This window comes from Cytobacillus sp. (genome assembly GCF_964223445.1).
Taxonomy (GTDB): Bacteria; Bacillota; Bacilli; order Bacillales; family Cytobacillaceae; genus Cytobacillus.
The window spans coordinates 26,644-47,158 of sequence record NZ_CAXQGS010000067.1; the positions used below are offsets into that span (position 1 = coordinate 26,644).

The 20,515-nt window shown below is 42.1% G+C and carries 20 protein-coding genes and 1 pseudogene; 19 read left to right on the forward strand and 2 right to left on the reverse strand.

Annotated features, from left to right (window positions below):
* Positions 1 to 224: 224 nt before the first annotated feature.
* The 18 genes and pseudogenes from ACEQ1T_RS12850 to ACEQ1T_RS12935 all read left to right on the forward strand — a co-directional run.
* Positions 225 to 512: pseudogene (locus ACEQ1T_RS12850) on the forward strand (aminoglycoside phosphotransferase family protein); the annotation flags it as partial.
* A 392-nt stretch (positions 513 to 904) separates the two neighbouring features.
* Positions 905 to 1,507 carry a TetR/AcrR family transcriptional regulator gene (locus ACEQ1T_RS12855; protein WP_370223220.1) on the forward strand — a complete coding sequence of 201 codons (603 nt, stop codon included), beginning with the start codon at positions 905 to 907 and terminating at the stop codon, positions 1,505 to 1,507.
* 2 nt (positions 1,508 to 1,509) lie between these two features.
* The gene (locus ACEQ1T_RS12860; protein ID WP_370223221.1) at positions 1,510 to 2,412 is read left to right on the forward strand and encodes an ATP-binding cassette domain-containing protein; all 903 of its coding nucleotides are present in this window, start codon (positions 1,510 to 1,512) and stop codon (positions 2,410 to 2,412) included.
* Positions 2,412 to 4,013, forward strand: a complete 1,602-nt coding sequence (locus ACEQ1T_RS12865; protein ID WP_370223222.1) for an ABC transporter permease — start codon at positions 2,412 to 2,414, stop codon at positions 4,011 to 4,013. Before ACEQ1T_RS12860 ends, ACEQ1T_RS12865 begins: the two co-directional genes overlap by 1 nt.
* A 403-nt stretch (positions 4,014 to 4,416) precedes the next feature.
* Entirely contained in the window at positions 4,417 to 4,902 is a 486-nt protein-coding gene (locus tag ACEQ1T_RS12870) for a peptide ABC transporter substrate-binding protein (RefSeq protein ID WP_370223223.1), read from the forward strand.
* Between the two features lie 520 nt (positions 4,903 to 5,422).
* Positions 5,423 to 5,692, forward strand: a complete 270-nt coding sequence (gene rpsN, locus ACEQ1T_RS12875; RefSeq protein WP_370223225.1) for a 30S ribosomal protein S14 — start codon at positions 5,423 to 5,425, stop codon at positions 5,690 to 5,692.
* A gap of 23 nt (positions 5,693 to 5,715) precedes the next feature.
* Positions 5,716 to 5,967 carry a type B 50S ribosomal protein L31 gene (locus ACEQ1T_RS12880; protein WP_370223226.1) on the forward strand — a complete coding sequence of 84 codons (252 nt, stop codon included), beginning with the start codon at positions 5,716 to 5,718 and terminating at the stop codon, positions 5,965 to 5,967.
* Positions 5,968 to 5,991: 24 nt separating this feature from the next.
* Positions 5,992 to 6,366, forward strand: a complete 375-nt coding sequence (locus ACEQ1T_RS12885; protein ID WP_370223227.1) for a hypothetical protein — start codon at positions 5,992 to 5,994, stop codon at positions 6,364 to 6,366.
* 60 nt (positions 6,367 to 6,426) lie between these two features.
* Entirely contained in the window at positions 6,427 to 7,593 is a 1,167-nt protein-coding gene (locus ACEQ1T_RS12890; protein ID WP_370223228.1) for an FAD/NAD(P)-binding protein, read from the forward strand.
* 26 nt (positions 7,594 to 7,619) lie between these two features.
* On the forward strand, positions 7,620 to 7,769 hold the full coding sequence (rpmG, locus tag ACEQ1T_RS12895) for a 50S ribosomal protein L33 (protein ID WP_370223230.1): 150 nt from the start codon (positions 7,620 to 7,622) through the stop codon (positions 7,767 to 7,769).
* A gap of 232 nt (positions 7,770 to 8,001) precedes the next feature.
* Positions 8,002 to 9,528 (forward strand): spore germination protein, encoded by a 1,527-nt coding sequence (locus tag ACEQ1T_RS12900; protein ID WP_206844415.1) that lies wholly within the window; start codon positions 8,002 to 8,004, stop codon positions 9,526 to 9,528.
* A gap of 36 nt (positions 9,529 to 9,564) precedes the next feature.
* Entirely contained in the window at positions 9,565 to 10,653 is a 1,089-nt protein-coding gene (locus ACEQ1T_RS12905) for a GerAB/ArcD/ProY family transporter (RefSeq protein ID WP_206844417.1), read from the forward strand.
* Positions 10,650 to 11,729: a Ger(x)C family spore germination protein gene (locus tag ACEQ1T_RS12910; RefSeq protein WP_370223231.1), complete on the forward strand. Its 1,080-nt coding sequence runs from the start codon at positions 10,650 to 10,652 to the stop codon at positions 11,727 to 11,729. Before ACEQ1T_RS12905 ends, ACEQ1T_RS12910 begins: the two co-directional genes overlap by 4 nt.
* A gap of 172 nt (positions 11,730 to 11,901) precedes the next feature.
* Positions 11,902 to 12,765, forward strand: a complete 864-nt coding sequence (locus ACEQ1T_RS12915; protein WP_206844422.1) for a MurR/RpiR family transcriptional regulator — start codon at positions 11,902 to 11,904, stop codon at positions 12,763 to 12,765.
* On the forward strand, positions 12,762 to 13,889 hold the full coding sequence (locus ACEQ1T_RS12920; protein WP_206844424.1) for a M20 peptidase aminoacylase family protein: 1,128 nt from the start codon (positions 12,762 to 12,764) through the stop codon (positions 13,887 to 13,889). The genes ACEQ1T_RS12915 and ACEQ1T_RS12920 overlap by 4 nt, the downstream gene beginning before the upstream one ends.
* 2 nt (positions 13,890 to 13,891) lie before the next feature.
* Positions 13,892 to 14,710, forward strand: a complete 819-nt coding sequence (locus tag ACEQ1T_RS12925) for a GNAT family N-acetyltransferase (protein ID WP_206844426.1) — start codon at positions 13,892 to 13,894, stop codon at positions 14,708 to 14,710.
* A gap of 21 nt (positions 14,711 to 14,731) precedes the next feature.
* Complete coding sequence (gene menC, locus ACEQ1T_RS12930) at positions 14,732 to 15,838, forward strand: o-succinylbenzoate synthase (protein WP_370223232.1); 1,107 nt, start codon at positions 14,732 to 14,734, stop codon at positions 15,836 to 15,838.
* 419 nt (positions 15,839 to 16,257) lie between these two features.
* Positions 16,258 to 17,343, forward strand: coding sequence for a hypothetical protein (locus tag ACEQ1T_RS12935; protein ID WP_370223233.1), 1,086 nt, complete (start codon positions 16,258 to 16,260; stop codon positions 17,341 to 17,343).
* A 107-nt stretch (positions 17,344 to 17,450) separates the two neighbouring features.
* Here the strand turns inward: ACEQ1T_RS12935 and ACEQ1T_RS12940 are convergent, their stop codons facing one another.
* Together ACEQ1T_RS12940 and ACEQ1T_RS12945 are read right to left on the reverse strand one after the other, a co-directional pair.
* The gene (locus ACEQ1T_RS12940) at positions 17,451 to 17,945 is read right to left on the reverse strand and encodes a hypothetical protein (protein WP_370223234.1); all 495 of its coding nucleotides are present in this window, start codon (positions 17,943 to 17,945) and stop codon (positions 17,451 to 17,453) included.
* A gap of 112 nt (positions 17,946 to 18,057) precedes the next feature.
* The gene (locus tag ACEQ1T_RS12945) at positions 18,058 to 19,404 is read right to left on the reverse strand and encodes a PLP-dependent aminotransferase family protein (protein ID WP_370223236.1); all 1,347 of its coding nucleotides are present in this window, start codon (positions 19,402 to 19,404) and stop codon (positions 18,058 to 18,060) included.
* A gap of 144 nt (positions 19,405 to 19,548) precedes the next feature.
* Here ACEQ1T_RS12945 and blaOXA point away from each other — a divergent pair, with 144 nt between their 5' ends.
* Positions 19,549 to 20,349, forward strand: a complete 801-nt coding sequence (gene blaOXA / locus ACEQ1T_RS12950; RefSeq protein WP_370223237.1) for a class D beta-lactamase — start codon at positions 19,549 to 19,551, stop codon at positions 20,347 to 20,349.
* The last annotated feature ends 166 nt before the right edge of the window (positions 20,350 to 20,515 follow it).

Consider the following 20,515-nt stretch of genomic DNA (forward strand, 5'->3'; position numbering starts at 1 on the left):
ATCAGTAACTTTTTCGGATAGTCAAGTTTATCGGGATTCAAATCTTTGGAGAAATTTGTGAAAGAAGGATTCTAATTTAGGGAAATCGAATAACCTTAATCAAAGTATAAAATTATTTATTATTAGGAGAGAAAAAAAGTGAATCTAGTCAATCCGATAGCTATTGGAAATACCGCTGAAATCTATCAATTTGATGACAAAATCGTTAAAGTATTTAAAAAGCATTTACCGCCTTCTACTCGATATTAAATGATGGTACTGTAAGCATTATAGATTGGGTTGATTCGAGTTCTGGCGATGTACGTGCTGATGTCATCCGCACATTTCTATTGTTATCAGAAGCTTCGGTGAAGCTAGCAGAAATGTATGTGCATATTTATTGTAGAAATACAGGCTTAACAAGAGACGAAATCTTCCAGTGGGCTCCTATTATTGCTGCTGCAAGGCTATCTGAAAATGTTTCCGGGGAACAATATAAGAGATTGCTGGAGATTGTTACGCAAACAATGTAATCCTGTTTGTGATTGCCTATCGCCTAAAGTAGAACTTATCATGCATTTGCAAAAAAAAATCATCCAAAAGGATGAAAGAGCTGATTCATGTCATTATTTCTTTTGCACATTCAACATTTCTTTTTGCTGTTTCTCTTTTTTCTGATTTTCAGCATCCTTCTTGAAAGCCTCCATTGCTTTATAGAAAAGCAAAGTCAATTTAATCACCTCCTTAATAGCATGTATCCCCCCTGTATTTTCAAATAAAACTAAGAATAAAAAATTGATAATTTTTGTCAAAATGATTGAAGGAATAATATTGACCAAAGTGGTCAATTTTGTTATTTTTAATATGACCATATTGGTCATTATTGTGAAAGGAGTGCAATATAATAAATACTACTTTTTACAGCTTGAAACCAGAAAAACAGGAACGAATTATCAATGCAGCCATGAATGAATTTGTAAAGAGCGGTTATGAGAAGGCATCAACAAATGAAATTGTAAAGGATGCACAAATAAGCAAAGGCTCATTGTTCAACTATTTCAGCAATAAAAAGGATTTGTACTTCTTTTTGATTAAGAATGCAGTAAACATTATTGAACAAATCTATGTTGAAATAGACATGAATGAAAGGGACATTTTTGAAAGAATCAGTCAGGTGGGGTTCATTAAATTAAACATTCAAAAAAAGTATCCCCTTGTATTTGATTTCTTAAAATCGCTGCTGGAAGAAGATGCGCAGGATGTAAAATCGGATATAAATCAACTGCTGGCAAACATTCAAAAAGATGGCTTCAAAAGAATCTACGAAAATATCGACTGGTCAAAGCTTCGGGAGGAGATAGAACCTGAAAAAGCGATGAATATCCTGAATTGGACCATGACGGGTTTCGCAGAACTGCAAATCGCGAAAATCAAGTCATTTGAGGATATCGGTATCGAGCTTTTTAACGAATGGGACAGATATAAGGAAATTTTAAAGCGCTGTTTTTATAAAAATGGGGAGGAATGAGCATGAGCCTTTTAAAAGTAACCAGCCTGACAAAGAAATTCGGCAAATTTACGGCATTGGATGGGGTAAATCTTGAGTTGGATAAAGGTGAAGTTCTGGGCTTCATCGGACCCAATGGCGCGGGCAAGTCAACCACCATCCGGGTGTTATTGGGAATTTTAAAGGCGACAAATGGAGAAGTAAAGATTTTCAGCAAGGACGCCTGGCAGGATGCTGTCGACATTCATAAAAGGGTGGCATATGTGCCTGGTGATGTGAATTTATGGCCGAACTTAACAGGCGGAGAGGTCATTGATTTATTTATAAAATTGAACGGAACTGCCAATAAGGCAAAACGTGAGGAGTTAATAGAGAAGTTTGATCTGGATCCATCCAAGAAGTGCAGAACCTACTCTAAAGGGAACAGGCAAAAGGTTGCTCTGGTTGCGGCCTTTTCCTCTGATGCTGACCTCTTCATCCTGGATGAGCCGACATCAGGACTTGATCCATTGATGGAAAAGGTTTTTCAGGAATGTGTAATGGATGTTAAGAGGCAGGGGAAAAGTGTCCTGCTTTCCAGTCATATATTATCTGAGGTAGAAAAACTTTGCGACCGTATTAGTATTATCCGCCAGGGCAGGATTATTGAGTCTGGGACCTTAAGTGAGCTTCGCCATTTAACCAGGACACAAATGCTCGTTGACACGAGGCAGCCGATTACGGGTCTAAATGAGCTGAAAGGCATCCACGGCATTGAAGAAAGTGAGCATGGAATGAAGTTTCAGGTTGATACGATGCAAATAGATGAAGTTATCAGGCATATTAGCCAATTTGGCATCAGCAGGCTGGAAAGTGCTCCGCCAACATTAGAGGATTTATTTATGCGTCATTATGAAGGAGAAAAGGATACTGGAGGTGTCCTCTGATGGCAGGCAATCACTTGGCAAAAACCGCTTTCCTTTCAAGATTTATATTCCGGCTGGACCGTTTGCGGATTCCAATTTGGGTGGTGGCACTTTCCTTTTTTACGATAATTGTCCCAACAGCCTTCAAGGGATTATACAGTTCTCAGCAGGAAAGAGACGCTATGGCACAAACGATGGCCAACCCGGCAATGACTGCCATGACTGGTCCTGCTGATTTAAACAATTATACAATTGGTGTCATGACAGCTCATCAAATGCTTTTAATGACTGCTGCTGTAACCGGCTTAATGAGCATCCTGCTGGTTGCGCGGCATACCAGGGCTGATGAAGAGGATGGACGCCTGGAATTGCTCCGTTCACTGCCAGTAGGGCGTCTATCCTATTTAAATGCATCACTGCTTGTAGTATCGGCAGCCTGCATCGGATTGGCTCTGATTAATGGGTTCGGCCTTTATGCCCTTGGAATTGAAAGCATGGATCTGGAAGGGTCGTTGCTTTATGGTGCAGCATTAGGGGCGGCGGGTATTTTTTTCGCAGGTGTAACAGCCGTATTTGCTCAAGCTTCAGATAGTTCACGGGGAACAATTGGTTATTCGATAGCCATTCTTCTTATTTCTTATCTTTTTAGAGCGATCACAGACATCAGCAATGAATCATTATCCTGGCTTTCGCCGCTCGCGTGGGTAACAAAAGCGGAAGTGTATGATTCTAATAATTGGTGGCCAATTGTCTTAATGATTGCTGCAGCCATGGTTCTATTTGCTGTTGCGAATTATTTGAACGCTATTCGGGATCTGGATCGCGGATTTTTGCCATCCAGGCCCGGAAAACAATATGCATCCCGCTTTTTACAGAGTCCAATCGGCCTTGCGTTAAAGTTGCAGCGGACCGGAATCATTTCATGGGCAATAGGCATGTTGGTCCTGGGGGCTTCTTACGGTTCAGTATTAGGGGATCTGGAATCATTTTTCTCCGATAATGAAGCCATGAAGCAGCTCCTTAAGCCAACAGAAGGGGTAACATTGGTGGAACAATTCATTCCCATGCTGATGATTGTTATTTCACTGATGGCAACTATTCCTCCAGTGATGGCCATGAATAAACTTCGAGGTGAAGAGAAGAAGGAACGAATTGTTCATCTTTTAAGCAGAGCTGTTTCTCGGACCAAACTGTTAGGCAGCTATTTCGTAATTTCTGTCATTAATGGATTTCTCATGATCTCGCTGGCAGCACTTGGGCTATGGTCTGCGGGAACTGCAGCAGTTGAAGGAGGTTTATCCTTTGGAATGATCTTTGGGGCAGCACTGTCATATTATCCAGCCATGCTGGTCATGATTAGCCTGGCTGTCTTTCTGATTGGATTCCTGCCAAAATTCACGGGTTTTATTTGGCTTTATGTTTTATATTCTTTTATTGTGCTGTATTTAGGAGGATTGTTCCAATTCTCTGACTGGATCGGCAGCATTTCTCCTTTTGGCCATATTCCGCAGGCGCCGATAGAGGAATTTACACTTATCCCGCTGCTTCTATTGTGTGTAATTGCGGGGGTGCTTGCGGCTGCAGGACTTATTGGATTTAATAAACGGGATATTGAGCAGTAATAAATAATAAAATGGAAATTAAGAAACGCATTCCATATAGGAAACGGGTTCTGTTTAAGAGTACAAAAAATAAATTAGTATATCAATTAAAGGTTCAAATCGCATACGATTTGAACCTTTAATTTTTGTTGATATATCTATGTATTTAGATTTTTTATCAATAAATTAAAACCTGAATTAACGAATACATTAGCAGAATTGACAAAAGCCAATGGCAGCTTGCCAAAACCTTTGTTAATTACAACTCCAAATTTATTGTGAATCGTAAGTTTAATTGTACTGCAACACACTTTATATAGACTGGGATTTTCTAACAAGGTATTGAGCTTAAATGCTATTATTTAAATAAGGTAATTGTAATCTTTTTCAACAACTTTCGTCTATAAATAAAGGGGGTATTAAATTGAAATTTAGATTTATCCCTATTCTATTTATCTTAACAACTCTTCTTACTGCTTGTAACATTGGGGAAAATCCAAAGGACCACTTGGAAGAAATATACACCATTGCATTGGACTCCATTATGCAAAAGGATAAAGAGTTGAATAGCGATATGGAATTTATAGCTTTTGATATGAGTAATTTTGATGGAGTAAATGAGGAACAGAAAAAAGCGATTTTAAACTATTTTAAAGATAAATATAAGGTTGAGGTAATGAATGCCACAATGGATGAACTAGAAGAACAAGGTTATTACAACTCAGACACACAGGCATTGGAAGGTGTGCATCTTAGGATTGAGAAAGTTGATTTTAAACTCAATAACAATGTATTATTCGAAGGCTCTAAATTTAAGTCGGGAAAAGGTGCAATCGGTGTAGAGAGTACAGTTTATTATAAAAATGGAGAATGGAAAATTAAAGAGTCGAAAGAAACTTGGGTAAGCTAATTGAGGTGCGAATTCCTATTCAAACGGTAAACAAAAAATAGGTGAGAATTGCCACCTCTTTTCTGATGGACATTTATAATATTTTGTACTTCATATCAAACTCGTTACAATATAGGGATTGCGTTGTTTATTTAGGCTATTTTCGCAAGGTTTGTTGCTTTTTGTATATTTTAAAGAGTTGATTGTAGCGGAAGGTGCGAGATCCTCGAAAATACATTCGCATTTTCTTCGTGCGGTGTTTACTCAAGGAAGATTATTCAAAGTCCTGCGGGAGTAGCGGGACAGGTGAGACCCCGCAGACGCGCAGCGACGAGGAGGCTCACCGCCCGCCCCGCGGAAAGCGAGCAGCCTGGAGCGGAAATCAACGGACAACATTAATAGGCATACAACATTATTAGATACCTAATATCAGCTTAAAGGAGTTCTGAAGTACATGTGTTGCAATATCAAAATTTTTGTGGTTAAATAGCATTATCCAAATCGTAATAATTACGATTTTCATCGGAAAGGAGTGAATTCATTGGCGAAAAAGTCAAAAGTAGCTAAGGAATTAAAACGCCAGGAGCTTGTATTAAAGTATGCAGAATTACGAAAGGAACTAAAAGAAAAAGGGGATTATGAGGCTCTAAGGAAACTGCCAAGAGACTCATCACCGACACGGCTGAAAAACCGCTGCCAGGTGACGGGCAGACCAAGGGGATATCTCCGCAAATTTAAAATGTCCCGAATCGCTTTCCGGGAATATGCTCACAAAGGGCAAGTTCCGGGAGTAAAGAAATCCAGCTGGTAAAATAAAATGTGGAGGGAATGAAAATGAAGGAAAATATTCACCCGGAATATCATAAAGTAGTATTCATAGATATGAACAGCGGCTATAAATTTTTGACAGGATCAACAAAGACTGCAAATGAAACAATCGAGTGGGAAGATGGACACACATACCCATTAATTAAAGTTGAAGTAAGCTCAGACACACATCCCTTTTATACTGGTGTTCAGAAGTTCACGGATCGCGGCGGACGTGCTGAACGATTTATGAAGAAATATAACATGAATAATAAGTAAGGTTTCTCCACTTGGCAAGGTGAGGTGAAAGATTTGAATTCACATCTTATGGAAATGATCTCAAGAGAGATTGTAAAGTCAATCCCTCCTAAGCAAAAGGAGATTTATGAATTTGTCGTTGGCCTGGAAGAAGAGCTGGCTCAAAAGGCTTCGACTTCCGAAGAATTTATGGCTCTTCTTGTGAAGCATTCACCTCATACGCAGGCTGCAGCACATTTTAACCTTTCATTTGGACAGCTGATGATGACCATGCATGAAATTGAAGACATGATTAACAGGCAGCTTGAGAATAAATTGAAACATGTAACATGGGTCGAATTAACAGACAGTGTCCGGGCAAGAAAGAAAAGGAATAAAGTTAAATATTTTTATTTCTCCTTAAACGAAAGTAAATCGTAAAAAAATTTTGTTCTTTAAATCGTAATGATTTCGTATTAAAACCTGCATCAGGAGGGTCATATGATCTATGATTGGATCGTTGTAGGAGGCGGCATTCAGGGCAGTACCATTGCAGCCTTCTTATTAAAGAATAATAAGGTATCAACTGATAAGCTGCGCATTATTGATCCACATGAAATGCCATTATTTAAGTGGACTAAAAGTACGGAACGGATTGGCATGAAATTTCTGCGCTCACCCTTTGTACATCACCTTGATGTCGATCCGTTCAGCTTAAGAAGTTATGCAGCAAATCACCAATGGAAGAAAAGTGAGTTCTATGGGGTCTATAAAAGACCATCCCTGGAAATGTTCAATGAGCACAGTCAATCACTGCTCCATGATCTTGGGTTAGGGGCCAGCTGGCATCAGGGATATGTAAAAGGTCTCGATAGAGAGGACAATTTTTGGGTTGTAAGCACAGCTGAAGGAGAACGTCTAAAATCCAATAAAGTCGTACTGGCGTTAAGCATAAACGACCAGCTGCATGTACCGGAATGGGCAGATTCTATTAAAAACACCCAAAATCAGCTGTTTCATATTTTTGATGAAGCTGCAGATTTTACTGAATTGAGGACGCCAGTTGCCGTCATTGGAGGAGGGATTACAGCTGCCCATACAGTCATCAAGCTTTCGGCACTCTATCCAGGTCAAGTCACTTTAATAAAAAGACATCCCTTTAAGGTTTGTGATTTTGACAGTGATCCGGGATGGCTGGGACCCAAATATCAAAAAAACTACCAGCGAATCACGGATTATTCCGAACGAAGAGATGTAATCAAAAAGGCAAGAAACCGGGGATCGCTGCCCTCAGAATTATTTCATAAGCTTAGGAAGCTTGAAAATAATCAAACGATTAAGCTGGCAGACGGAGAGGTTACTTCGGTGAAGGAAGGAGAAAACAAGGAACTGATTCTTTCCGTGGACACGCAGGAAGTCAAGGTGCAGTCAATTGTTTTTGCAACCGGGTTCAGGCCATCCAGACCTGGCGGAAGCTGGCTCGAGAAAGCCATTGAAACGTTTGGCCTTCCATGTGCAAAGTGCGGATATCCGATCATAAGTCAATCCCTTGAATGGTGCCAGCATCTATATGTAACAGGACCACTGGCAGAATTGGAGATTGGGCCGATCGCCCGAAATATTTCAGGAGCGCGCCAGGCGGCAGAGAGAATTGTCAGAAGTGTATAAGAAGTAACTATAGGAGGAGTTTTATAATGAGAGTAACAATCACACTTTCTTGTACAGAAACAGGGGACAGGAATTATATTACCACCAAAAATAAGCGGAACAATCCTGACCGGATCGAATTAATGAAATATTCTCCACGTTTAAAGAAGCATACATTGCACCGTGAGACGAAGTAAGGGTTAAATGTAATACTTTAATTACTATTTGTAAGCATAATAGCTGCAGAAAGTTTAAAGGTTAGAGTCATGTAGGCACCTTTAGAAAACGAATTGTAGATCTTTATTAAATGGTAATATTGATTTTCAAAGCGCTAAAAGTAAAAATTAAGCTAACATATTGAAATAGAATATTAAAAACCCGCCGGCACATACTAAAACTACGATTTGTTAAGTTTTGGAGGAGTGTCCGGTGGGTTTTTTTAAATCAAAATTAAAAAGGTTTAATAGGGACAATAAACAAAGGAAGAATGAAAATAGTGAGCATGAACTGCGGATAGATGAACTCCTTCATCGCTGTAAAGAATCTACAGATTTTGTTTCCTACAGATATTCAGAATCCAGCCCATTTTATATTCATTATTACCAGACAATTGTAGATATTAATATCTTGCATCAATATGTCTTGCCTTATATCAAAGAGAATGAAAGCCAGACTCTTTTTGATCTGCAGCAGGCTATTCCCATTGATAATACTGAAATTATAGATAATGTTCATGAAATAAGGGATAAGCTGCTGACGGGCTGTGTTGTGATAGAAGTAAAAGGTTCACTGCAAGAGGCTCTTGTCATTTCTGCAGTATCGCTTGAGAAAAGGCCCGTCAGTATGCCGGAAGTCGAGTACAGTGTTGTGGGGCCAAAAGAAGCCTTTGTCGAATCGATTGATGCTAACATCAATCTGGTCAGGAAGAGGCTGCCTATTCCTGATCTCATCGTGGAGGAAGTGAAGATTGGAAGCCTGACAAAAACAAGGGTGGCTGTTCTTTATATTAAAGGAGTTACAGATATAGAAAACGTGAATACGATTCTTCAGCGCCTGAATGAAATTCAATTTGATCAAATCGTGGACAGCTCCTTTATTAACCAGATCATATCTGATAACCACAATTCTCCCTTTCCGCATTTAATTGACACGGAAAGGCCTGATAGGGTTGCGAGTGTGCTCTCGGAAGGGAAGATAACGATCATTGTAGATGGCTCACCCCATGCTCTAACCGGCCCAACAACTCTAGTAGAGTTTTTTTCCGCTTTTGAAGATTATTTTCTATCGTGGCATATTGCTTCTATTTTTCGTCTTGTCCGGTTGTTTGCGGTATTCTTTTCCGTTTTGTCGACTTCTCTTTATGTCGCCGTTCTAACCTATCATTACGAAATGATTCCGGAGAACCTGCTTAATCCGCTCATCGCTTCAAGGAGCGGCATCCCGTTCCCGCCGATACTGGAAGCGATTATTCTGGAATTGACCATTGAGCTTTTGCGTGAGGCTGGAGCAAGGCTGCCGACAAAAATCGGACAGACGATTGGTATCGTAGGCGGTATCGTAATTGGGACTGCGGCTGTACAGGCTGGGCTGACCAGTAATGTGCTGCTGATCATCGTAGCGCTTGCGGCCCTGGCGTCTTTTACAACGCCTGTATACCAAATGGGCAACACGATCAGATTAATCCGCTTTCCTTTTTTAATCACTGCCCAATTATGGGGACTTCTCGGAGTTACCTTTTGTTTCTCATACATTTTGAGCCATTTGCTAAAGATGACTTCTCTGGGACGCCCTTATCTGGCACCCGTCTATCCATTGCGGCTGGATGATTTAAGGGATTCTCTCTTCCGACTTCCGTTTTTCATGCAAACGAAGCGGCCATTGCAGGTCAGATCACCTGTACGAGCTCGTTTTCAGCCTAAAAAGCACGAGAAATCGAAAACAGACATAGAAGATTAATTGGGGTTAATATGTTCCGATAAAGGAGGATAGCTGATGTTTCCATTGCCTAAAGAGGATAAAAAGGTATCTCCCTATTTTGTATTTTATTTAATACATGCAATGCAAATAGGCGTAGGCATCCTGGGCTTCGAAAGAATTATTGTCCAGTCTGCCGGTTATAGTTCCTGGATCGCAATCTTAACATCCGGCGCCTCCATTATCGGATTGGTGTGGGTTTCCTATCGCATCCTGAATAAGGGGAACAATGACATCGTAGCCATACATGCTGAAATTATGGGAAAATGGATCGGCGGTTTTTTCAGCTTTTTATTTTCTTTATATTTCTTTTCCTTTGCATTGGTTGTACTGAGATCATATGTGGAAGTGCTCCAGGTATGGGTATTTCCAGAAGTCTCTGAATGGATATTCATACTTATTATCATTTTTTTAGCCTATTCCTATGTTACAGGAGGTTTCCGGGTTGTAACAGGAGTAAGCTATTTAGGGATTTTATACGGATTGCCATTATTATTGGTGAAATTTTATCCTTTACAGTATGCCGATTATGGAAATCTCCTGCCAATCCTGAATGCTTCTCCTGCAGAATTATTTAAAGCTTCAAAAGAGATGACCCTTAATTTTCTCGGGTTCGAGACGCTTTTTATGTTCTATCCTTTTATTAAAGATGGGCCGAAATCTGAAAAGTGGGCCTATTTCGGCGTACTTTTCAGTATATTTATTTACCTGCTGACTGCTTTTGTTACGTTTGTCTACTTCAACCAGGAACAGTTGAAAGGCACCATTTGGGCTACACTCACACTATGGAAAATCGTGGACTTAATCATTGTGGAAAGGTTCGAATACATAGGAATTTCCGTATGGTTCTTTACCATTCTTCCGAATATTTGCATCGGTCTCTGGTGTGCCAGCCGAGGGTTGAACCGTCTGTTTCCCGTCTCTCAAAGAAGTGCCTTGAGGATTTTTTGCCTATTGCTGTTTTTCATCAGTGTTCTATTAACAAATAGACAGCAAATTGATTTGCTGCAGAAAGCAGTCTCCCAAATCGGGTTATATACCATCTACTTTTACTTACCATGCTTACTGGTCTTACAATATATCATCATGAAGGTGAAAAAAGGATGAATGTTAAAAACTATTTATGCTGTTCCTTGATTCCAATCCTCCTGGCAGGCTGTACTCCAAGTCCAAAAGTATTGGAGGATCTCCAATTGGTGCAGACCATTGGGTATGATTATGTCAATGGTGAGGAATTTGAAGGAACAGCAGGGTCTTCCAATATCCCTCCAGGTGAACAGTCACTGCCGGTAAATGAGGTTTTTACCGCAACAGGGAAGACAAGTAAACGGATCAGGCAAAAGATTCAGGCGGAAGCAGCAAGGCCCATAGTCATCGGCAGGGTGGGACTAGTCATTTTCAATCAGGAACTCGCAGAGCATGGGATTGAAAATCAAATAGACAGTTTGCAGAGAAACCCCAGCATCGGCCGGAAATTGCTGCTTGTTGTATCGAAGGAGAAGGCGAAAGACATCATTGATTCTAATTACTCGCAAAGCGATTCTGTATCACAGTATTTAATCGATGTAGTTGAACAGAATCTTGAGCAGACCATTCCAAAGATCAATTTACACCGTTTTCTTGTTCACTATTACAGCAAAGATGCAGACCCTTTTTTACCTTTAATAGAGAAAAAGGGTAAGCATTTAAAAGTCAGCGGACTGGGAATTTTTAAAGACGATAAGCTTGTTGATACAATCAGCTTTGGTGATGCCTATATCTTTAAAATACTTTATGAAAAATTCCGGCGGGGCCAATTTGAAGTTGAACTTAGCAGCGGAGAAGATGTAAGTCTGGAAAACCTGTCATCAAAACCTAAAATAATGGTGGACAAGAGGAATGGAAAATATATAGCCACTTTTAAGGTGAAAGTAAACGGCAGAGCAATGGAAGGAGTTGATTTAGATCTTACAGACAAGAAAACGATTGAGAGAATTGAAAAAGCAGTGGAAAAAGAAATAACTGAGAGAGCGGAGAAAATGGTCAGGAGGTTTCAGGAATTGAACACAGATCCTCTTCGCATCGGTGAAAAGGCCAGGCAGCGCTCCGATTTCAATCGGAAGGAATGGAGAGAGCAGTATAGTGAAATGGAAATTAAGATCGAAGCAGATGTAAATGCTGTTCAGTCCGGGATTATTGAATGATCATGTGAACTATAATTGAAATTGGCATCCGTGCGGGTGTCATTTTTAATTATAAAATTTTCAGAATTATTATTGTTTTCCAAGGGGATATGTGATAGTTTAGTTAAAACGAAGTTCAGACTTCAAAAATATAAAAAAAAAGCATAAACTTCATTGATTTAAGGTGAGTCTAATGATATTAACAGAAACAATAGAAAAAGAGTTTAATAACCTTTCCAAAGGACAGCAGAAGGCAGCAAAGTATTTGCTCGATCATCCAAAGGAATTCGCCGTGAAGTCAGCCGGTGAGATCGGCAAGAGAATCGGGGTCAGTGAAACGACAGTCATTCGATTTTGTTATTCCATTCAGCTTTCCGGGTATTCGGAGCTGCAGAAGATGGTAAGGGAACAGCTATTGAAGGCGAATAGCACACTTGGTCAGTATTTTACCAGCAAGGTGGAACTGGCAGAAAAGCCGGAGTTCCTTGCGAGTGTGATGGAAAAGGATTGTCTCCATATCAGGGAAACGATTCAGAATATAAGTCAGGACGATTTTGATGTTTTAGTGGAGCGTTTGATCCAAACGAAAAAAATATATGTTACAGGTCTGCGGTCTTCCTTTGCGGCAGCAAGCTGGCTTTCTTTTACCCTTGGTGTTGTTAGGGGAAATGCGAAGCTGATCCGGCCGGATACGGATGATCTGCTGCTGACGATCACTGAAATGGATGAAGAAGCCACGTTCATTGCCATTTCATTTGACCGCTACATGAAAGATACGATTAAAATGGCGGAACTGGCGAAAAAGCAGGGAGCATTTGTAATTGGCATAACAGATTCAGCTATCGCGCCGATTAAGGAGCATGCCGACTTGCTTTTTCAAATCCATTCATCGGAAAAATCGACGATTGATGCGGCGCCGGCACTCTTTTCCTTTCTGAATGCGGTGATTGCGGGTGTATCCATTCAAGACTGTGACCGGTTTCAAACAAGGAAAGAGCAATATGAAAAGCTTGAAAGTGAACATTTTTTTATTCAGCCGGGAGGGAAGATGGATTGAAGGAAATTATTAAAGAGGTTAAGCCTGCATTGGATATGGTTTTTGATCATTTGCACGAAAACCCGGAAGTGAGCTGGAGGGAATATAAAACCACTGAGTACTTGCAAAAATTCCTGGAATGCCGGGGGTTCCAGGTTCAGCTGTTTGGGGATTGCACTGGTTTGGCTGTTGAAGTGGGGGAAGGGAGTCCATGCGTTGCGCTTAGAGCGGATATGGACGCACTTTGGCAGGAGGTGGACGGCAAGTTCCAGGCTAATCATTCCTGCGGACATGATGCCCACATGACAATGGGGGTTGGGGCCATGCTGCTGCTTCAAAAGGCAGGCTTTCCTAAAAAAGGCAAACTGAAATTCATCTTCCAGCCGGCTGAAGAAAAGGGCACTGGTGCCCTGAAAATGATTGAGCATGGCGTGCTGGATGATGTGGATTACCTGTACGGTGTACACCTTAGGCCAATCCAGGAAATAAGGGATGGAGAAGCGTCTGCAGCCATTTACCATGGTGCTGCAAGATTTCTGACCGGGGAAATTATCGGGGAAGATGCCCATGGGGCCCGCCCGCACCTTGGGCAGAATGCCATCGAGATCGGTGCTTCTTTCATCCATGAAATTAAAAATATTTATTTGGATCCGATGGTTCCGCATACGGCTAAAATGACCAAATTCCATGCCGGCAGTGACTCAGGCAATATCATTCCGGGAAAAGCATCCTTTAGCCTGGATCTGAGGGCACAAACAAATGAAGTCATTCATGCACTGGCAGAAAAAATTGAGACGATCACTGAGTATTTATCCAAGCTGTATGGAGTCAAGATTACTCTTGAGACAAAAGCGAATGTGGCAGCAGCTGAAGTTGATGAGGAAGCTCAGCATTTTCTGGAGAAGGCCATAATTGATGTCCTTGGAGCCGGACAATTAAGGGAGCCAATCTTGACTTCAGGCGGGGAGGACTTCCATTTTTATACTCTCAAGAAGCCGAATATTAAGGCCGCGATGCTCGGATTGGGCTGTGATTTAAAGCCGGGGCTTCATCATCCGGACATGACGTTCAATCGGGAAGCGATTTACTCGGGAATGGAAATACTGGCCAAAGCGGTAATGGCCACTTTGGAAAAGGAGGAGTGAAGATGGCTGCTGTGACAATGGATGTACGAGTATTAAAGACAGCATCCGATATGAATCTCATTCAAAAGCTGGAGAAGACAATCTGGAATATGGCTCCCCTTCCGGTTCATCAAACCATCACAGCTGCCCAGAACGGAGGGCTGCTCCTCGGGGCATTTATTGAAGATGATCTTGTGGGATTCAGCTACGGATTTCCCGGCTTTCACAAGGGCAAAGGCTATTTATGCTCCCATATGCTGGGCATTCATCCTGACCACCAGGATAAGGGAATGGGGGCATTATTGAAGCAGAAACAAAAAGAACTGGCTTCCGGGATGGGCTATGACCTGATCACCTGGACTTTTGATCCGCTTGAAAGCCGGAATGCTTACCTGAATCTTTCCAAGCTGAATGCGGTTTGTTCCACATATGTGGAGAATTGCTACGGAGATATGGATGATAGCCTGAACCATGGGCTGCCGACAGACCGTTTAAAGGCAGAATGGTGGATCACCAGTTCACATGTGGAGGAGCCATTGGGCATTGAAACAGCGCACGCAGAGAATCCCTACGATTGGGGAGTATCGGAGGATGACTTTCCTGTTTTATTAAATACTGAATGGGATGCTGCTGCCGGTCCAGTGCTAGTTCCAATTCCGGCAAACTTCCAGACTATTAAAAATAAGAATTTCGAGCTTGCGATCGATTGGCGCTTTAAAACAAGAAGGATTTTTCAGGAGTTATTTTCTAAAGGGTACGCCATGGCAGGATTTCAAAAAGGGCTGGAAGGCCCGGTGCATTATTATGTATTCGTTCAGAGGAATCAGCTTAAACTCAACTAACAGGAAAAGGCGGGAATGAATATGAAAGTGACAGAAGTCGTATTGCGGCATATGAAAATGAGAATGAAAGCTCCATTTACAACAAGCTTCGGCACGTTTCAGGATAAAGAATTTCTCTTGCTGGAAGCCAAGGACGAAAATGGTGTGAGCGGCTGGGGAGAGTCTGTTGCCTTTCATTCACCATGGTATAACGAAGAAACGCTGAAAACAAACTGGCATATGCTTGAAGATTTCATCATCCCGAATCTATTAAACAAAGAAATCGAACACCCTGATGAGGTTTCGGAAACTCTCTCCTACATACGGAAAAACAATATGGCGAAATCAGCCTTCGAAGGGGCGGTTTGGGAGTTATATGCCAAGCAAAAGGGAATTTCGCTTGCAAAGGCCCTTGGCGGAACAGCTAATGAAATTGAGGTTGGCATCAGCATCGGGATTCAGGATCGTGTTGATGACCTGCTGAACCTTATTAGAGAATATGTAGAGGAAGGCTATAAGCGCATCAAGGTGAAAATCAAGCCAGGCTGGGATGTTGAGGTCATGAGGGAAGTGAGAAAGCATTTCCCGGATATAGCGCTTATGGCAGATGCAAACTCAGCATATACCCTTGAAGATATCGAACTATTAAAACAGCTGGATGAATTCGATTTAATGATGATCGAACAGCCGCTGGCATCAGATGATATTATTGATCATGCCGTTCTTCAGAGAGAACTCAGAACGCCTGTCTGCCTCGATGAAAGCATTCATTCCTATGATGATGCGCGCAAGGCGATTGAACTGGGAAGCTGCAAAATTATTAATATCAAAATCGGTCGGGTTGGGGGGCTGACAGAATCCAGGAGAATTCATGATCTCTGCAAGGAGCGTGGCATTCCGGTATGGTGCGGAGGCATGCTGGAATCCGGAATTGGCAGGGCGCACAATATTGCCTTAACCACACTTTCCAACTTTATTATGCCAGGGGACACAGCCGCATCATCCCGCTATTGGGAGAAGGATCTGATTGACCCTGAAGTAACTGTTGAAGAGGGAATGATTAAGGTTCCTGATAAATCAGGCTTGGGATATGAACCAAATTATGAGACCATTAAACAGTTTACTGTTTTTGAAAAAAGCTTTTCTTAAGCAAGCTGAATAATCAAGCGCGAGAGGCACTCATTGGAGGGAATAGTTCCATTTAATTTGGATAATCAAACGCGAGTGGCACTTTAAGCCATGAATAGCTCCGCTGAAGTCGGAAAATCAAACGCGAGTGGCACTCAACCCCAGGAATAGCTCCGCTTAAGTCGGAAAAACAAACGCGAGTGGCACCCAACGCCAGACCAGGAATAGTTCCACTGAAGTCGGGTAATCAAACGCGAGTGGCACACAACGTCAGGAATAGCTCCGCTTAAGTCAGATAGTCAAATGTGAGTGTCACACAACGCCAGGAATAGCTCCGCTGAAGTCGAATAAATAACCGCGAGTGGGCTCAGAGAGAGATTCTCTCTTTCTCTTTTAAGTTAAATTGTCAAAAAATTCAAATATATAAAAGGGGGATCAGAATGAAAAAGAGTATTCAAATTGCCGGTGCTTTTATTGGGGTCATAGTCGGAGCGGGATTTGCTTCAGGCCAGGAGATTTTGCAGTTTTTCACGGGCTTTGGCTGGATGGGGATTGCCGGAGCCATACTTGCAACCTTTTTCTTTGCTTTTCTTGGCATGAATTTAACTCAGCTTGGAAGCCGTCTGCAGACAGATTCTCACAAAGACGTGATATATCATATTTGCGGAAGGTATCTGGGGATGGCTGTCGACTTCATCATTACCTTCTTTCTTTTTGGGGTGGCAGCTGTCATGCTTGCGGGATCGGGATCCATTTTCGAAGAGCAATTCGGAATCCCGAGCATGGCGGGGAATATCATCATGGCCGTGTTAACGATCCTGACCGTTTGTCTGAATATCCAAAGAGTGATATCGATTATCAGCCTGGTCACACCATTTCTATTAATCATGGTGGTGATCATTGGCGGTTATGCCCTCAGCACGATGGGGGTGGATTTATCGGAAGTTCAGAAACTGGCGGAAAGCCAAACGCCTGCCGCTTCCAACTGGTTTATGGGCGGACTATTATATGTTTCTTACAATATTGCGGCTGGGGCCGCGATGCTGGCTGTCATGGGCGGAACAACGAAAGATGAAAAGCAGGCAGGGGTAGGCGGCATCCTGGGCGGTGCTGGACTGGGTATACTTATTTTGCTTATCAATGCAGCCATGCTGGTCAAAATGGATGTGGTGGGTGGCTCAGACATGCCAATTCTTGCTCTCGCCAATGAAATTTCACCTGTGTTTGGATTATTGATGTTCGTTGTATTGCTGGGCATGATTTACAACACAGCTGTTGGTATGCTGTATGCCTTCACGGCCAGGGTCGTGAAAAGAGAAAATCCTAAATTCAATCTTTTTGCCGTATTATTTGGTGCAGCAGCGTTCGGTGCCAGTTTCGCAGGCTTCATTACACTGGTAGGGACGGTTTATCCTTTGATGGGATACCTGGGATTTACACTGATTGCGGCGATTGTGGTTGCCTGGTTTAGGGGGAAGAGGAAGACGTCTGGAAGTATAGGGCGTGAAGTTGTTTTAAAACAATAAAAACTATGCTGAAACAATAGAAAGCTCAGTATCCCTGAGCTTTCTATACCTTCTCAAATTTACCTCATACTTGCCTCTGTACCTGCAGTGGCTGGATTCCTTATTCATTAATAAAGATTATATTCTGAGTTCTCCGGTCCGCTTCCAGCTGAAGGAAAAGTTACACCCATCGTTCGCAAAGCTTCTTTAGCTTGAGAGAGGTAATTTTCTGCCTGGTCCTGCCATCTGATGATTAAACTTATAAACGCCTTATACTCTGGACCTGCATTTTCCTCCATCGTTTTTAGTCCTTCCCGCACCTTTTTATCCTGATTTTCCGCATTCACGATGCAAGCCGCCATTGTGGTGATAATCGATTGCCGCTGTTCTCCATTTACTAGTCTATGTGCACATCCAACAGCGGTAACGCGGTGATACGAAGCCGGAACGAGGTGGTTGTGCATCTCTGCATTTCCTTTTAAATCTTTGGTCTCTGGAATATGAAAAAGTTCAGAACTCATGGAACAAACCATTTCCTCAGCATATAAACTTTGCTGCAGCAGTGTTAATATATCTTCCCAGCCAGTTGCCCGATAATATGGATAATAATAATAAGGATTCAATCGAACCATCTCCTTTTATGGATATTGGAACCCCATCATTATAGATATGATTGTTAATCGGGGGTCATGTCATTTTGGGCGGTGGCGGCTAGTCCATATTTAAGCTTACCTTTTAGATATAAGAATAGGTTAACGCACGAATCCCGTCCCCGATCTTCTTCACTCCAACTCCAATTTTCTGGTCCTCGACCTGAGAGACACTCAATCGAATTCTATTTTCCTTTAGATATTCTGGAAGATACATTGGTGCAGCATCCTGAACCAATACATTTTTCTTTTCAAGATGCTTCACAAGATGCTTTGCTTTCATTCTGCCCGGGAGGACAACTGTCGAATAGAATCCCGAATCCCCGCCAGTAAATGCAGTATTGGGGGGCAAATGCTCCAGATAAGCCTTTTTGAGAATGGTGCCCTTTTTCTTGTATTGACGCCGGAGTTTTTCAATATGAGCTTTAAACATGCCGCTGCTTAAGTAAATCTCAAGTGCTCCTTGTGTGAGGACTGGTGTATGGACGTCCGCTGCAAATTTGGCTTGTGTAAAACTTTTCATTAAGGCTTCTGGAAGAACGGCCAATCCTAATCGCAGCCCTGGCAGCAAAACCTTCGAAAAGCTTTTTGTGTAAATGACTCTCCCGGAAGGGTCATAGGCAAACATGGGATCTGCCTTTTTTCTTGTATCAAGATCTCCCATATAGTCATCCTCCACTATGTAGACATCATATTTCTGAGCAAGCTCGACCATCACCTTTTTTTCCCGGTTGGAGTAGCTGCAGCCTGTGGGGTTCTGGAATCTGGAAACAGTATAGAAAAATTTGATGCTTCGTTCTCTGAATATCTTTTCTAAGTAATGGAGGTCAATGCCATTCTGATTCACCTCTATGCCAATAGGCTTCAAGCCGCGGGAAGTGATGGAATCTATGAAACTGAAGTGGGTTGGCTGCTCTAAGCAGATCTCTTTTTTATTATTGGGAAAAGGGAGTGAGATCAAGAGATCCAGAGCCTGCTGGGAGCCGGATACCACCGCAATTCTTTCGGCCGGGGCGAAAACCTGCAGATCCTGAAGCTGAGCTGAAAGCTGATGCCGAAGACTCGGCAAACCGAGGGGATGGGAATACTGAAACATTTCCTCTTTATAAAGCTCAATTGCCTGATTCATACAGTGCTGGTAATCACGGTATGGCATCTTGCTTTTATCCGGTCCTGCTGAGACAAAGTCAATGATTGCAGGTTTGTGTTTTTTAGGCAAATCGGTGCCTACCGCAAAATAGCCGCTTTTTGGCACAGAGTAAATCAGATGGGCCTTTTCCAATTCACTGTAAGCTTTCAGTACAGTGTTGATGCTGCAGTTGTATACCTTTGCAAAGCTGCGGATGGAAGGGAGCTTTTCTCCGGATTTCAAGCGTTCATCAGCCAATCTGGATTGGATTTCTCCTATGATTTCATCATATTTAGTGCCCAAGTTTACACTCCTCTCGTTGATTTGTATGGGTACAGATGGCCAAAACTGTTCTTTTCTGTATCCATCATGCTGTTTATAGTATAAGTGACAAATACAGAGCTGACATCATGACAGAAATCCTATTTTATGAAGGAGGAAGAAAAGATGAAGTGGATGAGAAGAGCGGGTATTGCGGCCCTTTCCGTGCTGCTGCTGCTGCTGACGGGTACAGGAGCTGGGGCATCAGGCGGACAAGAAAACATAAAAGACCTGCACATTGAAGAAGCTTTTGCAGGAACAGAGGGCACCATGGTCCTCAAAAATCTTAAGAATGACAAGGTTTATGTCTACAACAAGGAGAGGAGCAAAGAGAGACTGACGCCTGAATCAACCTTTAAGGTCGCAAATGCCCTGATCGGGCTGGAAACTGCCGCTGTCAGGGATGAATACGAAGTGAAAAGATGGGATGGAGTTGAACGCGAATTCGAAAGCTGGAACCGGGACCATTCGCTGGCTTCTGCCATGAGGGAATCAGCTATCTGGTTTTATCAGGACCTGGCGAGAACGATTGGTGAAAAGAACATGAAAGAGTACGTTTCAAAGATAGACTATGGCAACCAGGATATTTCCGGTGGGATTGATGCGTTTTGGCTGGACAGCAGCCTGAAAATTTCCGCAGCAGAGCAAGCTGATTTTATAGAAAAGCTTGTGGAGGAGAAGCTGCCTTTTACAGAGAAAAATCAAAAAACTGTCAAGAGAATGATGATTCAGGATGAACAGGATCATTTCATACTGCATGGCAAAACGGGGACAAGGCTGTCCGACATGGGACTGGGCTGGTACGTTGGTTTTATTGAAACAGGGAAGGGCACATGGGTGTTTGCGGTGAATATCGATGGAACAGGTACGGAGGCCAGGAATATTGCTGTAGAAGTACTGAAGGAGAAAGTGATCATTAAAGAGTAATTTTAACTGATCCTATTGAGGGAAACCATGTTTATGGTTTCCCAATTGTAAAAAGGATGCAGGAATAAATAGCTTATAGATAAAATGTTTTACCAAAATTCCCATATTTCTTAATACTCTCCGTATCTTATTTGGAAGGAAAAACGTTATATAAGATGAATGTATT